The 15,869-nt window shown below is 38.1% G+C and carries 14 protein-coding genes; all 14 read right to left on the reverse strand.

Features of this window, described 5'->3' with window-relative positions; translation table 11 throughout:
- Positions 1-133 precede the first annotated feature (133 nt).
- The gene (gene ilvA / locus IPZ78_RS01320) at positions 134-1,387 is read right to left on the reverse strand and encodes a threonine ammonia-lyase IlvA (RefSeq protein ID WP_225551123.1); all 1,254 of its coding nucleotides are present in this window, start codon (positions 1,385-1,387) and stop codon (positions 134-136) included.
- A 49-nt stretch (positions 1,388-1,436) separates the two neighbouring features.
- The gene (locus IPZ78_RS01325) at positions 1,437-2,591 is read right to left on the reverse strand and encodes a 2-isopropylmalate synthase (protein ID WP_225551124.1); all 1,155 of its coding nucleotides are present in this window, start codon (positions 2,589-2,591) and stop codon (positions 1,437-1,439) included.
- Between the two features lie 37 nt (positions 2,592-2,628).
- Positions 2,629-3,702, reverse strand: a complete 1,074-nt coding sequence (gene leuB, locus IPZ78_RS01330) for a 3-isopropylmalate dehydrogenase (protein ID WP_225551125.1) — start codon at positions 3,700-3,702, stop codon at positions 2,629-2,631.
- A 3-nt stretch (positions 3,703-3,705) separates the two neighbouring features.
- Positions 3,706-5,172, reverse strand: coding sequence for an ATP-binding cassette domain-containing protein (locus IPZ78_RS01335; RefSeq protein WP_225551126.1), 1,467 nt, complete (start codon positions 5,170-5,172; stop codon positions 3,706-3,708).
- A 6-nt stretch (positions 5,173-5,178) separates the two neighbouring features.
- The gene (leuD, locus tag IPZ78_RS01340; RefSeq protein ID WP_225551127.1) at positions 5,179-5,781 is read right to left on the reverse strand and encodes a 3-isopropylmalate dehydratase small subunit; all 603 of its coding nucleotides are present in this window, start codon (positions 5,779-5,781) and stop codon (positions 5,179-5,181) included.
- Positions 5,782-5,839: 58 nt separating this feature from the next.
- Complete coding sequence (locus IPZ78_RS01345) at positions 5,840-6,661, reverse strand: methyltransferase domain-containing protein (RefSeq protein WP_225551128.1); 822 nt, start codon at positions 6,659-6,661, stop codon at positions 5,840-5,842.
- Between the two features lie 14 nt (positions 6,662-6,675).
- Positions 6,676-8,073: a 3-isopropylmalate dehydratase large subunit gene (gene leuC / locus IPZ78_RS01350; RefSeq protein ID WP_225551129.1), complete on the reverse strand. Its 1,398-nt coding sequence runs from the start codon at positions 8,071-8,073 to the stop codon at positions 6,676-6,678.
- Positions 8,074-8,164: 91 nt separating this feature from the next.
- A complete protein-coding gene (ilvC, locus tag IPZ78_RS01355; RefSeq protein ID WP_225551130.1) occupies positions 8,165-9,646 on the reverse strand; it encodes a ketol-acid reductoisomerase in 1,482 nt (493 codons plus the stop codon).
- Positions 9,647-9,679: 33 nt separating this feature from the next.
- Complete coding sequence (locus IPZ78_RS01360) at positions 9,680-10,147, reverse strand: DinB family protein (protein WP_225551131.1); 468 nt, start codon at positions 10,145-10,147, stop codon at positions 9,680-9,682.
- A 4-nt stretch (positions 10,148-10,151) separates the two neighbouring features.
- Positions 10,152-10,742, reverse strand: a complete 591-nt coding sequence (ilvN, locus tag IPZ78_RS01365; protein ID WP_225551132.1) for an acetolactate synthase small subunit — start codon at positions 10,740-10,742, stop codon at positions 10,152-10,154.
- 1 nt (position 10,743) lies between these two features.
- Entirely contained in the window at positions 10,744-12,486 is a 1,743-nt protein-coding gene (ilvB, locus tag IPZ78_RS01370; RefSeq protein ID WP_225551133.1) for a biosynthetic-type acetolactate synthase large subunit, read from the reverse strand.
- Positions 12,487-12,631: 145 nt separating this feature from the next.
- On the reverse strand, positions 12,632-14,332 hold the full coding sequence (gene ilvD, locus IPZ78_RS01375) for a dihydroxy-acid dehydratase (protein WP_225551134.1): 1,701 nt from the start codon (positions 14,330-14,332) through the stop codon (positions 12,632-12,634).
- Positions 14,316-15,281 (reverse strand): branched-chain amino acid transaminase, encoded by a 966-nt coding sequence (locus tag IPZ78_RS01380; protein WP_225551135.1) that lies wholly within the window; start codon positions 15,279-15,281, stop codon positions 14,316-14,318. Before IPZ78_RS01380 ends, ilvD begins: the two co-directional genes overlap by 17 nt.
- 290 nt (positions 15,282-15,571) lie before the next feature.
- Entirely contained in the window at positions 15,572-15,820 is a 249-nt protein-coding gene (gene atpC, locus IPZ78_RS01385) for an ATP synthase F1 subunit epsilon (protein ID WP_225551136.1), read from the reverse strand.
- Positions 15,821-15,869 lie beyond the last annotated feature (49 nt).

A 15,869-nucleotide genomic window follows, 5' to 3' on the forward strand; every position in this document is an offset into this window, starting at 1 on the left:
ATTGTACTTTCATATCGTTTTTTGGGTGCACCTCAATTTACAAAAAATTGAGGACAAAAAACATAAGCCCCGCCATTATTTTTTAATGACGGGGCTCTTTAATTAACAGACCTTTTTAGACAGCCTCTTTGTTTTAAACTAAATATTCGAACAATGTTTGATCTTTATTAATCTCAATAAAATCAAATTTATATTCTTTTAATCGCTCGATGAATGGTATATAGTCATTTGGACTATTCAATTCTATTCCAATCAATGCAGGACCACGTTCGCGTTCTGTTTTCTTTATATATTCAAAACGGGTAATATCATCTTTAGGTCCCAATACTTCGGTTACTAAAAGGCGAAGTGCGCCTGGTCTTTGCGGGAAGCGTACAATAAAGTAATGTTTGAAACCTTCATAAAGCAATGACATTTCTTTGATCTCGCCCATACGATCGATGTCATTATTACCCCCTGATACGATACAAACGACTTTCTTGCCTTTGATTTCCTCTTTGTGGAACTCTAATGCTGCAATTGCTAATGCACCAGCTGGCTCTGCTACGATAGCATCTTTGTTGTACAATTCTAATATCGTCGTACAGATTTTTCCTTCAGGAATAGATTTAACTGAATCTAATAATTGTGAACTGATATCATACGTCAATTGACCAATTTTCTTTACAGCAGCACCATCTACGAATTTGTTGATCTGCTCTAGTTCGATAGGGCCTCCATTTGCTAGCGCAGCTTGCATAGATGGAGCTCCTTCAGGCTCTACACCATATAGTTTGGTTGTTGGCGAATATTTGCGCATGTGATAGCTCACACCGGAAGACAACCCTCCACCACCGATAGGCAAAAGAATAGCGTCAACGTCAGCAAGATCTTCCAAAATTTCAACAGCTACAGTTCCTTGTCCTTCAATAATCTGTAAATCATCGAAAGGAGGGATGAAAGTCATGTTGTTTTGTGCGCAATAATCCAATGCAGCTTTTTGACAATCGTCAAATGTATCACCTGTCAGAATGATTTCGATATTGCCATTACCCCACATTTCTGTTTGTGTAATCTTTTGACGTGGGGTAGGACCTGGCATAAAAATTACACCTTTGATGTCTAATCGTTTGCATGACAATGCAACCCCTTGGGCGTGATTGCCGGCACTTGCGCATACTACACCTGCAGCACGTTGTTCGTTCGTTAGTAAGGAAATTTTGTTAAATGCTCCTCGTAATTTATATGAGCGTACAACTTGTAGGTCTTCTCTTTTTAAATAAATATCAGCGCCATATTTTTCGGACAAATGCAGATTGTATTGCAGAGGTGTCCGTGTTACTACAGTTTTGATTCTTTCTTTTGCTTCTAGACTATTTATAGTTAGAGCAGCTATATCTAAACTCATGGTAATTGTTTATTTATGAGTTTAAAGGCTAGAATTCTAGCCTTTAAATTTATTTTACTAACGTCAATAAATCTTCGTCAGTGATTTCTTTTTTAGCATCTGCTAAAACCAAGAAACGCTCGTATGTATTAGCTAATACCTCTTTATCTAAGTGATGACCAAGACGTTCTAAGTGATGTTTCAACGCATGACGACCTGAACGAGCAGTCAAGATAATATCCGCTTCAGCTAGGCCAACGTCCTCAGGACGCATGATTTCGTAAGTCTCACGGTGTTTCAAGAAACCATCTTGGTGAATACCTGATGAGTGTGCAAATGCATTGCGACCTACGATCGCTTTATTAGGCTGAACGGGCATATTCATCATTTCGCTCACTTTGCGTGAAAGATAAGTGAACATTTTGCTATCGATATTTGATGTTAAGCTACCAAATTCTTTATTGTGCACTTTCAAGATCATGGCTACTTCTTCCAAAGAAGTGTTACCAGCACGTTCGCCAATACCATTGATCGTACATTCAATTTGACGTGCACCATTCTGAACAGCAGCAATAGAGTTCGCTGTTGCTAGACCCAAATCATTGTGGCAGTGAGCAGAAATGATTGCTTGATCGATATTGCTTACATTCTCTTTTAAGTACTTGATAATATTGCCATATTGATGCGGTAAGCAGTAGCCATTTGTGTCAGGGATATTCACAACAGTAGCGCCTGCTGCAATAACACCTTCGATCATACGAGCTAAGTATTCTGGATTCGAACGACCTGCGTCTTCAGCATAAAATTCGACGTCTTCAACAAATTGTTTTGCATACTTTACGGCTGCGATACCGCGTTCCAAAATTGCATCGTGTGTACTGTTGAATTTGTATTGAATATGAACGTCAGAGGTTCCGATACCTGTGTGGATACGTGGTCTCTTTGCGTATTTTAAAGCTTCAGCAGCTACTTTGATGTCATTTTCATTAGCACGTGTTAACGCACAAATGATCACATCATTTACAGCTTTTGATAATTCTACAACAGACTGAAAATCACCAGGGCTTGACACTGGGAAACCTGCTTCGATGATATCTACACCTAAGCGTTCAAGATCTTTTGCAATTTCGACTTTTTCAAGAGTTGTCAATTGACATCCCGGTACTTGCTCGCCATCACGTAACGTCGTGTCGAAAATGTATAAGTGATTCGGATCGTGTAACATAATCTTTTCCTTTATATGATTATACCTTGGTTATTTCTTACTTTATAAATTCTAAAACTTTAGCACCCATTTCGTTTGTGCCCAAAATTTTGTCTGCTGGTGTATCTGCATTTGCAATATCACCTGTTCTCCAGCCCGCTTTCAAAGTATCTGCTACCGCCGTAGTTACAGTTTTAGCTTCTTCTTGTAGACCAAATGCAATATCCAACAACAATGCTGCCGATAGGATAGAAGCTAATGGATTCGCTTTATTCTGTCCAGCGATATCGTGTGCAGAACCGTGGATAGGCTCAAAGAAACCTGTGCTGTCACCGATAGAAGCTGAAGCCAACATACCCATTGAACCCGCAATTTGTGAAGCTTCATCTGTCAAGATATCACCAAACAAATTTGCAGTCAATACCACATCAAATTTTTTCGGATTTTTAACTAATTGCATTGCTGCATTGTCGATAAACATGTGTTCTGTCTCTACATCCGAATATTCTTTAGCTAATTCTTGAACTACTTCCCTCCAAAGGCGTGAAGTTTCTAAAACGTTAGCTTTATCTACTGAACATAATTTTTTGCCACGTGTACGAGCTGCTTCATATGCCTTACGTGCAATACGCTCTACTTCATAACGGTGGTAATTCATTAAATCCGAAGCAAAAGTATTGTCTTCATTGCGTTTTTTCTCACCGAAGTACACATCACCTGTCAATTCACGGAAGAATAAAATATCTGTTCCACGTAACACTTCAGGTTTTAAGCTTGAAGCATCTAATAATTCATCAAATAATAGAATAGGACGTAAGTTGGCGTACAAACCCAACTCTTTACGAATTTTCAATAAACCTTGCTCAGGACGAATTTTCGCTGAAGGATCGTTGTCGTATTTGGCATGACCAATCGCACCAAATAAAATCGCATCCGAAGCTTTTGCTTTTTCAAGAGTTTCATCTGGTAATGGATTACCTTTTGCTTCTATTGCTGTGTGCCCCATGATCGCTTCATCAAAAGCAAATTCATGGTTATACTTTACAGCAATAGCCTCTAAGGCTTGCTTTCCCCATATTGTAACCTCTTGTCCAATTCCATCACCTGGAATGATTAGAATATTTTTCTTCATTTGTTATGCTACTGTTTCTAATATATTTTCTATGGCTTTTACTTCGCCCTTCTCTAATACAATTTTATGTTCGATGCATGATGGCAATTGCGACACATAATGACCTACATAAATTAATGTCTTGCCATAATGCGCCAATTCGTCCACTACATCGTTAAAATATTTGGTTTGGTCATTATCCAAACCTTGGCAAGGTTCATCCAACACCAATAATGGTGGATTTTTGATAATTGTTCTTGCCAGCAATGCTAGTCTTTGTTTGCCTAGCGGTAAAGTGTGTAGATTTTTATTTTTGACATCCATCAAATCAAAAAACTCCAATAATTCTTCAATTTGTGTTTTCTCTTGGAATTTTACATCAATAAACCAACCAATACTGTCGTAAAAACCCGATGCAATAGTATGCCAGACAGTAGCGTTTTGATCAAAATACCAATGAATCTCGGGGGAAATAATCCCGATTTTTTGTTTTATATCCCAAATGCTTTCACCCGAACCTCTCTTATTTCCAAATAGTGAAAGATTATGTCCATAGGCTTGAGGGTGGTCGCCGTTGATAAGACTCAGTAGGGTCGACTTACCAGAACCATTTGGTCCTTGTAACAACCATTTTTCGCCAACATTTATTTTCCAAGACACATCCTTCAATACGACCTTATCTCCGTAGCGAATGAAAATATTATTCAATTCGGCTACAGTATCAAAATTTGTCTCAGGAATTGCACGTAAGAATGCTGGTAGTTCCTTTTGCTGACGTTTTTTATCTTTTGCAAAGTCAGCTTGAGAATCCACAATTTCTATTTTGCCATCTACTAAATGTGCATAACGATTGATAGATTGTGGCAACAGGGTGTCGTTTGTAATCAAGATTAGCTGTACACCTTCTTGCACCAACTCATCCAGCCAATTGTTCAACACCACTCTTGAATTTTTGTCCAAACCAGTATACGGTTCGTCAATAATTAATAGTTGCGGTTTCTCCCATAATCCACGAACCAATTGCAATTTCTTGTGTTCTCCACTCGACAATTCAATCAGTTGAGATGATTGCACATCTTCAAATCCAAAATCCTGAACGCGTTGTTGAATATCCGAAAAATCTAGGTTTTCCTTTTTTGCAAAATGTTCCAACTCAGCTTTCACTGTTAAGGTATCATGACCTTGATGATGGTTATAGCGTTGTTGGTAGTAAAAATTGCGATCGCCTTCCAGATTGGTAAATTGATACCAATTGGAGATGTATGTAACCTTAGCAGGAAGTGATTTTGAATCATCAAAAGTCACTTTAACTGTGTTATCTGTAAAAATTAATCCCGCAATAGCTTTCGCTATAGTTGTTTTGCCAGAACCAGACGTGCCTCCAATAATATAATTTTCACCTTGTTGGATAGACCAATCAAGAGAATTTAATACCAAATTATTCGGGTATTGAATAGTTAAATTATCAATATGGACGACTGGTTCTGTCATTAATTTTTATCTATAAAACGAATACGGTCTTGTTTGCTCGAAACTTTTGATTTCATCGGTATGACTCAAAATAAAGTCGATGTCATCGTATCCATTGATCAAACATGATTTTTTGTATGGATTGATTTCAAATTGAAATGATTCACCTGTTGCAGCAATTGTCAATGTCTCAGCTTCCAAATCCACCACTAATTGTGCATTTGCATCGATGAAAACTTGAGCGAATATTTTTTCTAAGAATTCTTCTGTTACTGTAATTGGCAATACGCCATTATTCAATGCATTTCCTTTGAAAATATCAGCAAAGAAAGAGCTTACCACAACTTTGAAACCGTAGTCGTCAATCGCCCAAGCAGCGTGCTCACGTGAGGATCCACAGCCGAAGTTTTTACCAGCAACCAATACTTGACCAGAATATTGAGGATTATTCAATACGAAGTCAGCTTTTGGCTGATTGTTGTTGTCGAAGCGCCAGTCACGGAATAAGTTTTTACCAAAACCATCACGTGTCGTTGCTTTTAAGAAACGAGCAGGAATGATTTGGTCCGTATCGATATTTTCAATCGGTAGTGGAACTACGCTTGAAGTTAATTTTTCAAATTTTTTCATCTTTCAAAGTATAAAGTCAAAAGACTATTCGACTTATGAATTTAATTTATGTGTTGTATTAATTTAAAATTGCTCTTACTTCTCTCAGCTTCATGGTCATACTTGTCGCATCATGTTCTGCCCAATTGTTGTAATCTGCGATAGCTTGCAAACGGTCTTCATCGGAGATATACCCTTCTTCAACCATTTGTTTAGAACTTGCTACTTTGGACCAAACTTTTAGCTTTTCAAGATGTGCAGGAAACATACGTTCGTAATGTTCATCGGCGTTGAAAATTTCAATTTCGCTAAAACCATGTTCTTCGAAGATATCAATCAAGTCAAAACCAATGCGATTGTTCATACCTGCATCTTTACGCCACATCAAAAACATGTTGTAAAAATTCTGCATGCTTGCTGGAATCTTTGGTGTCCAATTGATGGCTTCGTGATTATAATCCAAAATAGATACTTGTCCATTAGGCTTCAACAATGATTTGATCTTCTCAATAGCTTTGTCTAAAGTAGAAATCCATTGAAACGTACGCGCAGATACAATTAAGTCAAATTTTTCGTCTGATTCGAAATCTAATATATCCATATGGATAAGCTCAAGATTATCAACTTCTGAAAAAAGTGATTTTCCTTCGTCAATAAATGACTCGGTATTATCTACTCCAATGACATAACCCGTCGGACCAACCAAGTGGGCGATATCTTTGGTAATCGAACCTGTACCACAGCCAATATCCAAAACTCTCAAGCCAGGTTTTAAAGCTGATTTAAGTGTTCTGTAATCTTGTTCCAACGAACGTTGGTTGAAGATCGAAGAGGCATTTTGACCTGTTCTATCAATCACCTTGTTTTCGGTAACAGTTACTGCTTGACAAATTTGACACATATTCGAGCTTTATCTTAAATTAATTCTCTTACATCTGTAACTTTACCCGTGATAGCTGCTGCTGCTGCTGTCAATGGGCTTACCAACATTGTGCGTGCATTAGGACCTTGACGGCCTTCGAAGTTTCTGTTTGAGGTCGATACACAGTATTTTCCTGCTGGGATTTTATCCTCATTCATACCCAAACAAGCTGAACATCCTGGTTCACGCAATTGGAAACCTGCCGCTTCGAATACTTTGTCGATGCCCTCCGCTATTGCTTGCGCTTCTACTTGTTTAGAACCCGGTACAATCCACACTTCTACACCTTCTGCTTTTTGTTTACCAGAAACAAATGCCGCTACTTGACGTAAATCTTCGATACGTGAATTCGTACACGAACCAATGAAAACATAATCTACGGGTTTACCCAAAACTTTCTCGCCATCTGCAAAACCCATATAGTCTAATGCCTTTTGGTAAGAAGGTTGCTCACTCTCAGGTTGCGCAGTTGTAGTTGGAATATTTTGTTGTACACCGATACCCATTCCTGGATTTGTACCGTAGGTAATCATCGGTTGAATATCAGCCGCATCGAATGTTAATACTGCGTCAAACTCCGCATCTTCATCAGTGTACAATGTTTCCCAATACGCTAATGCTTCATCCCATTTTTCACCTTTGGGTGCAAATTCTCTCCCTTTGATGTAATCGAAAGTTGTAGCATCAGGTGCGATAAGACCACCACGTGCACCCATTTCAATACTCATATTACATACAGTCATACGACCCTCCATGCTCAACGAGCGGATAGCCGAACCTGCGAATTCAACGAAATAACCTGTACCACCTGCTGCGGTAGTTTTTGAAATAACGTAAAGGATAATATCTTTTGCGCCAACACCTTTTTGCAATTCACCATTTACTTCGATTTTCATCGTTTTTGGTTTTGATTGCAATAAACATTGTGTCGCGAAAACTTGTTCTACTTGAGAAGTACCGATACCGAAAGCAATAGCACCAAAGGCACCATGTGTAGAGGTGTGGCTATCACCACACACCATAGTTTTTCCCGGCAAGGTAATGCCCAGCTCTGGGCCGATAACGTGTACAATGCCTTGATAAGGATGACCTAAACCATACAATTCGATGCCAAACTCTGACGTGTTTTTAGTCAACATATCCACTTGGTAGCGGGATAATTCTTCTTTAATCGGAAGGTGTTGATCTAAAGTAGGAACGTTGTGATCGGCTGTCGCAACAGTTTGATTTGGACGGAATACAGGAAGACCTCTTTTGCGCAATCCATCGAATGCCTGAGGAGAAGTCACCTCATGAATCAAATGCGTATCGATATACAAGATATCTGGAAAACCCTCCGCACGCTTGACGACGTGAGCATCCCAAATTTTTTCTACTAATGTTTTTCCCATTTCTCTTATGTATAGTATAAGTAATTTCGAAAGGGATAAAGGCTTTCAATGCGCTTTATCCCTTTTTTGTAATTATCAAAATTACGAAATATTAAACTGTTTTAATCGTCTTCATTGCAGTCATCGCTTTACGTAATTTACGTCCTACGATTTCTACTTGATGATTGCGCAACACGTCATTGATTTGAACCAATTTAGTGTTATCCACTGAACCATCTTTACCTTCATTGAAGTTTTTACCAACGATATCAGTATCTACTGTTTTCATGAAATCAGCTAACAATGGTTTACAAGCTTGATCGAATAAGTAACAACCGTACTCTGCTGTATCCGAAATAACACGGTTCATTTCGAATAATTTTTTACGTGCAATCGTATTTGCGATCAATGGAGTTTCGTGCAATGACTCGTAGTAAGCAGATTCTGGTTTAATACCCGCTTCAACCATCGTTTCGAAAGCTAATTCTACACCAGCTCTTACGAAAGCAACCATCAATAAATAGTTGTCAAAGTATTCTTGCTCGTTGATTTTAACATCACCAGCAGGAGTTTTTTCGAATGCTGTTTCACCTGTTTCAGCTCTCCATTTCAATAAGTTCGCATCACCATTAGCCCAGTCTTCCATCATAGTTTTAGAAAACTCACCTGACATAATATCGTCTTGGTGTTTTTGGAACAATGGACGCATGATGTCTTTCAATTCTTCTGACAATTCAAAAGCTTTCACTTTAGCAGGGTTGCTCAAACGGTCAAGCATACCTGATACACCACCGTGCTTTAAAGCTTCAGTAATTACCTCTACACCATATTGAACCAATTTAGAAGCATATCCAGCATCAATACCTTTTTCAACCATTTTGTCAAAAGAAAGGATTGAACCAGTTTGTAACAACCCACAAAGGATTGTTTGCTCACCCATCAAGTCAGATTTAACCTCTGCTACGAAAGATGATTTCAATACACCTGCGTGGTGACCACCTGTACCTACACAATATGCTTTTGCCTCAGCCCATCCTTTATCTTGAGGGTCATTTTCTGGGTGAACAGCGATCAATGTAGGAACACCGAAACCTCTTAAGTACTCAGCACGTACTTCAGAACCTGGACATTTAGGCGCTACCATGATTACAGTAATATCTTTACGGATTTGCATGCCTTCTTCTACGATGTTGAAACCGTGCGAATAAGATAATGTAGCTCCTTGTTTCATCAATGGCATTACCGCATTGATAACTGAAGTATGTTGTTTATCTGGAGTCAAGTTGATAACTAAATCCGCTGTAGGGATTAATTCGTCGTATGTACCTACGGTGAAATTGTTATCAGTTGCATTTTTCCATGAATCTCTTTTTTGCTCAATAGCTTCTTTACGTAACGCGTAAGATACATCAAGACTACTATCTCTCAGGTTTAGTCCTTGATTTAAACCCTGCGCACCAGCACCTACGATTACGATTTTTTTACCTTTTAAAGCATTTACGCCATCAGCAAATTCTGCTGAGTCCATAAATTCTGCTACACCTAATTGGTTTAATTGCTCTCTAAGAGGTAATGTGTTAAAATAATTTGCCATTGTTGTACTATTTTAAAATCTTTTCTAGTTTATTTATTTGTTGATTATTCTTTTTTGCGCTGTTACATAGCCTAAATGCGTGTTGTCGTGACCTGCTGTAGTAATGATAATATCCTCAATACTATTCAATGTAGCACCATATGTGCTCGTTTCGAAAGGTGTGATATTACTTAATTTTCCAGCTTTATAATCCGCTTCAATCGCTTGGATAGAAGAAATCGCTAGCGCTTTTAATGCTTCTACTTCTTCTTGTGTAACAAAATATGTAGGTTTTGTTCCTTTGGCATAAGCTGCAGCAAATCTTACTTGACTTGCATCAGCCCAAATGCCTGATCTTACATAACATAAAATAGGAGTAGTCACTACAATATGACCAAAATTCCAAATGATGTTATTGTTGAATCCAGTAGGAATTTCATTTAACTGTTCTAATGAAAGACTTTCAATGTCTTTGATGAAAGCTTTACGCGCGTCGATAATGAATTTAAATACCTGCTCCATAAAATTACATCGTAAATACAGTGTCTTGTTGATCTAAGAATTCGTTTTCTACGATTTCTGGCGAAGGTTCTTCTTTCTCGAATTGCTTTAATTTCGAGTGGAACCCTGCACTTGCTTTGATAATAGCGATACGTGCACCACGTACGAACTCGATTAAGCCGTATTTAGTTAATTCTTCCGTTAATCGGTCAATCTCCTCGCGGTGACCAGCTGTTTCGAATACGATATAATCTGGACGAATCACAACGACATTTGCACCGTATTCACGTAATAAACGCTCCACGTAAACTTTTTCGTTTACAACCTCTGTAGGTACTTTGTACAAGGCTTGTTCTTGCCAAATTAATTCATCATTAGTATTGAAATAAGCTTTCAATACTTCGACTTGTTTCTCGATTTGACGACAAAGTTTACGGACCACATCTTCTGATTCGGTAATCAAAATGGTGAAACGGTGAATGCCATCTACCTCAGAAGGAGAGGTGTTCAAGCTTTCGATGTTGATTTTACGTCTTGAAAAAATATTAGAAATACGACCTATCATACCGATGGCGTTTTCTGTATATAGCGTAATGGTAAATTCTTGCTTTTCCATTTTATTTCAATCTAATTTCTGATACACTTGTACCTTGTGCTACCATCGGGAATACGTTGTTTTCTTTTCCAACCATAACTTCTAATAAATAGCCGCCGTCATGATCCAACATCGTTTTCACAGCGGATACCAAGTCTTTACGTTCTGAAATTTTATTTCCATCCAAATAATACGACTTCGCTAATGCGACGAAATCCGGACTTGTGATATTTACAAATGAGTAACGTCTGTCGTGGAACAATTGTTGCCACTGGCGTACCATACCTAAAAATTCATTATTAAGAATCATGATTTTCACCTTAGCACCGAATTGCATAATAGTGCCCAATTCTTGTAAAGTCATTTGGAAACCACCATCACCAATAATAGCGATTACGTCACGGTGAGGTGCACCATACCAAGCACCGATGGCTGCCGGTAATCCGAATCCCATTGTGCCAAGACCGCCAGAAGTTACATTGGATTTAGATGAATTGAACTTCGCATAACGACAAGTGACCATTTGATGTTGACCTACATCTGTTACAATAACAGCATCGCCATTTGTCAACTCATTCAATACACGAATAACTTCACCCATAGTCATTACATCACTCGTAGGATTTAATTCATCGTGAATTACTTCTTTAATTTCTTCTTGTTCTAAATCTCTAAATTGTTGTAACCAAGCTGAATGATCTACTTTCGTAAGTAATGCAGTTAACAAAGGCAAAGTTTCTTTACAGTCTCCCCATACAGGAACAGTCGCTTTTACATTTTTGTCAATTTCAGCAGGGTCAATATCTAGGTGAACAACTTTTGCTTGTTTTGCATATTTATCCAAACGACCAGTTACACGGTCATCAAAACGCATACCTATTGCAATCAAAACATCACACTCGTTGGTCATCACGTTTGGGGCATAATTACCATGCATACCCAACATACCGACATGTTGTGAATGGTCAGTTTCTAAAGCGCTCAACCCCATTACTGTAGTCGCAGCAGGAAAACCACCTGTTTCGATGAATTCTTTGAATTCTTGTTCTGCTTTACCAAGGATTACACCTTGACCAAAAATTACAAATGGTTTTTTTGCTGAGTTGATTAATGCTGCAGCTTCTTCTATATACTCTTTACGAACAATTGGTTTTGGGCGGTAACTACGAATATGAGAACATGGTTCATAGCCTTCATAATCGAATAACTGCATCTGCGCATTTTTCGTGATATCAATCAATACCGGACCTGGACGACCAGTACCTGCAATATAAAATGCTTTAGCTAAAACTGAAGGAATTTCTGTTGCATCAGTTACCTGATAATTCCATTTTGTCACAGGGCTAGTAATGTTAATTACATCCGTCTCTTGGAAAGCATCCGTTCCCAATAATGATGCAAACACTTGTCCGGTTATGCAGACAATAGGATTGCTATCAATCATCGCGTCAGCTAGACCAGTTACCAAATTTGTTGCACCAGGACCTGATGTTGCAAAAGCGACACCCACACGACCTGAAGTGCGAGCAAACCCCTGAGCTGCGTGAATTCCACCTTGCTCGTGACGGACCAGAATATGTTTTATTTTGTCATTATAATCATATAATGCATCATAAATGGGCATAATCGCACCGCCTGGGTAGCCGAATACCGTGTCAACTCCTTCATGAATCAAAGCTTCCAACACCGCTTGCGAACCCGATATCTGTGTATTGGCTGCAATGGTTTGGGGTTTCTTTGTTTCTGTTTTCTCCAGTGTACTCATTTTATTGTTAGTATTAAGATATTAGTATTGAGTATTTAGACTTATTGGTCTAATAATCCTAATTATTTTATCATGTTATCTAAATCAGTAAAGAATAAGTGGTGGTTTTAAATCTACCTACTAAATACGCTTTACTAAATATTTATTATAAATCCGTTACACAACCTTGTGAAGCATCAGCAACCGTCTTAGCGTATTTGTACAATACACCTTTAGTAACTTTCAATGCGGGTTGTGTCCATTTTGCACGACGGTCAGCAATGATACTGTCTTCAACTTTTAATGTGATCGTATTATTAACAGCGTCAATTTCGATGATGTCATCATCTTCTACCAAGCCAATTAATCCACCGTTGTATGCTTCAGGTGTGATGTGTCCTACTACAAAACCATGTGTACCACCAGAGAAGCGACCATCGGTGATTAGAGCTATTGATTTGCCTAAGCCTGCACCAATAATCAATGAAGTTGGTTTCAACATTTCAGGCATGCCTGGTGCTCCAACTGGACCTTCATTTTTAATTACGACTACATCACCTGGTTTGATTCTGCCGGTTTTGATACCAGATACCAAATCATGTTCTCCGTCAAAAACACGTGCTGGACCTACAAAACGTTCCCCTTCTTTACCTGAAATCTTAGCTACAGAACCTTTTTCTGCTAAATTTCCATAAAGCACTTGTAAGTGACCGGTTGCTTTGATCGGCTCACTCAAAGGTTTGATAATAGGTTGATTGTAATCAATAACTGATTTTACATCAGCTAAGTTTTCAGCAACAGTTTTACCTGTTACAGTCATACAATCACCATGCAATAAACCATTATCTAGTAAATAACGCAACACAGCAGGTGTGCCTCCATATTGTTGTAAATCTTGCATTAAGTATTTACCAGAAGGTTTAAAATCTGCCAATACTGGAGTTTCGTCAGACATGCGTTGGAAATCATCTTGAGTAATATCTACACCGATGGCTTTACCGATAGCGATAAAGTGTAATACGGCATTGGTACTTCCTCCCAAAATAATGATAGAACGTAAAGCATTTTCAAAAGCTTTGCGTGTCATAATATCTGAAGGCTTGATGTCTTTTTCTAATAAAATACGGATGTATTTACCTGCGTCTAGACATTCTGCTTGTTTTTCTTCTGAAATAGCTGGATTTGAAGACGAATAAGGCAAGCTCATCCCTAACGCTTCGATAGCTGAGGCCATAGTGTTAGCTGTATACATACCGCCACATGCACCAGCGCCTGGACAAGTATGCTTAATGACACCTTGGAAATCTTCTTCCGACATGTTGCCACATATTTTTTGTCCTAATGCTTCGAAAGCAGAAACAATATTCAGTTCTTCGCCTTTATAATGACCTGGAGCAATAGTACCACCATATACCATAATAGCAGGACGGTCCAAACGTGCCATAGCGATGATAGCACCCGGCATATTTTTGTCACAACCTGGGATAGCAATTAATCCGTCATAATATTGACCACCACAAATCGTTTCGATACTGTCAGCAATAACATCACGTGATACCAATGAATAACGCATCCCATCTGTACCATTACTCATACCATCACTCACACCAATAGTACCAAAAGTAAGTCCGACTAATCCATTGTCCCATGTTCCTTTTTTGACGACTTGAGCTAAGTCATTCAAGTGCATGTTACATGTATTACCATCATAGCCCATACTAGCGATACCCACTTGCGCTTTGTCCATATCAGTATCGGTCAATCCGATACCATAAAGCATGGCTTTGGCAGCTGGTTGTGTCTCGTCTTGTGTGAAGATGCGACTGTACTTATTGATTCCTTTTTCGTTATCAGATGATGACTTCATAATTCTCTTGCTCTAATACTAAGTTTTTATATTTTCGTTGGATCGTAGCACCAATGCTATGTTCCCATTCTTCTTTATAAATAATATGATCAACTTGTTTTACCCCGATAATTTCAGCTGCAGTGCCACTTAAGAAGGCACTGTCTGCTGTGTATATATCCTGGATGGTTAGTTTCTTTTCGATGATATCGAATCCCAACTCTTTGCAAATTCCTATCACCGTTTGTCTAGTGATACCGGGAAAAATGTTATCAAGTGGCGGGGTATATATCTTATAATCTTTTTCAATAAATAAATTCTCACTCGAGGCTTGCGCTACGAAGCCATTTTGATCCATCAGCAACGCTTCATCATAGCCATTGCGAATAGCATCTGTGGATGCCAGAATGGAGTTGATGTATTGACCAGAAATCTTTGCATCAATATGAAAAGATTTTGGGTTAGGACGTTCGTAACTTGAAATGTTTACACGCAATAGATTTTGACCTAGGTACGGTCCCCATTCCCATGCAGCCAACATAATGTTTGCGTCTTCCGAAGATGTTAAGTGCATGTTTGATCCTGAGAATACAAGAGGTCTTATATAAGCGCTACGTAGATTGTTAATTTCTAACAATTCGTAACACTTCTCTATTAATGTTCTATTGTTCCATACGTATGGAAGACCTATAGATTCACAAGACTTGCGCAATCTTTCGAAATGTGCTTCGGCTTTGAAAATACGTGTGCCATTGTGTGTACTATACGCGCGTAATCCTTCAAAAGCACCATAGCCATAATGCAACGACTGACCGAATAAATCTATACCAGCAGAATTCGCATTGACAAACTCGCTGTTTAGAAATATTTTCGTGTTCTGATTATAGTATTGCATATGATATAAATTATTAAGGTGTACATTCCCTCCCCAAAGAATTGGTACACGTATTCGATTTAGATGCTTCGTCAAGTTAAGACGAAAAAAAATTCTTTACAATAGACAAACACTTTATTTTTAAAAAGTTTTTTATTTCGATTTTTAGTTTTTTACTTTAAAATATTCTATGAAATATAATTTTACCAAAATTTAATTTTTCAATAAGCAGACCGAAATTAAAATTGGTATATTTTATTGGTTTTGAATATTTCTGATTTATCGCTGAAATTCTTCTTAAAACACTGAATTGACTGAGGAAAGTATAAAAAAATAGCCCTTAAAACTTGAAGTCTTAAGGGCTATTTTATCATTATCTTTTGTCGTTATCCTTGCACAATTCCTTCTGCCAAAACGATGATATTGTTGTCCTTTACTTCGACTACACCACCTTTAATAATAATGACTTCTTCGCCATTACTATTTTTAATAATGACTTTGCCGTCTTCTAACGTAGAGACAATAGCAGCATGATCTTTCAAAATTTGAAAAGAACCAGCAGATCCAGGTACCGTAACTGCTGTTACCTCACCTTCGTAAGCTATTTTGTCTGGAGTTATTACTTGTAATTTCATTTTGCTATATAGTATTGAGTATGGAGTATTGAGTATGGAGTAGAGAAAA

Source organism: Sphingobacterium bovistauri (genome assembly GCF_020295405.1).
Classification (GTDB): domain Bacteria; phylum Bacteroidota; class Bacteroidia; order Sphingobacteriales; family Sphingobacteriaceae; genus Sphingobacterium; species Sphingobacterium bovistauri.

Coding starts and splice junctions, on each gene's coding strand:
- leuB (WP_225551125.1), bottom strand. CDS start 3,702: ATGAAGAAAAATATTCTAATCATTCCAGGTGATGGAATTGGACAAGAG.
- IPZ78_RS01335 (WP_225551126.1), bottom strand. CDS start 5,172: ATGACAGAACCAGTCGTCCATATTGATAATTTAACTATTCAATACCCG.
- ilvC (WP_225551130.1), bottom strand. CDS start 9,646: ATGGCAAATTATTTTAACACATTACCTCTTAGAGAGCAATTAAACCAA.
- ilvA (WP_225551123.1), bottom strand. CDS start 1,387: ATGAGTTTAGATATAGCTGCTCTAACTATAAATAGTCTAGAAGCAAAA.
- ilvN (WP_225551132.1), bottom strand. CDS start 10,742: ATGGAAAAGCAAGAATTTACCATTACGCTATATACAGAAAACGCCATC.
- atpC (WP_225551136.1), bottom strand. CDS start 15,820: ATGAAATTACAAGTAATAACTCCAGACAAAATAGCTTACGAAGGTGAG.
- IPZ78_RS01325 (WP_225551124.1), bottom strand. CDS start 2,591: ATGTTACACGATCCGAATCACTTATACATTTTCGACACGACGTTACGT.
- IPZ78_RS01360 (WP_225551131.1), bottom strand. CDS start 10,147: ATGGAGCAGGTATTTAAATTCATTATCGACGCGCGTAAAGCTTTCATC.
- ilvD (WP_225551134.1), bottom strand. CDS start 14,332: ATGAAGTCATCATCTGATAACGAAAAAGGAATCAATAAGTACAGTCGC.
- leuC (WP_225551129.1), bottom strand. CDS start 8,073: ATGGGAAAAACATTAGTAGAAAAAATTTGGGATGCTCACGTCGTCAAG.
- IPZ78_RS01345 (WP_225551128.1), bottom strand. CDS start 6,661: ATGTGTCAAATTTGTCAAGCAGTAACTGTTACCGAAAACAAGGTGATT.
- leuD (WP_225551127.1), bottom strand. CDS start 5,781: ATGAAAAAATTTGAAAAATTAACTTCAAGCGTAGTTCCACTACCGATT.
- ilvB (WP_225551133.1), bottom strand. CDS start 12,486: ATGAGTACACTGGAGAAAACAGAAACAAAGAAACCCCAAACCATTGCA.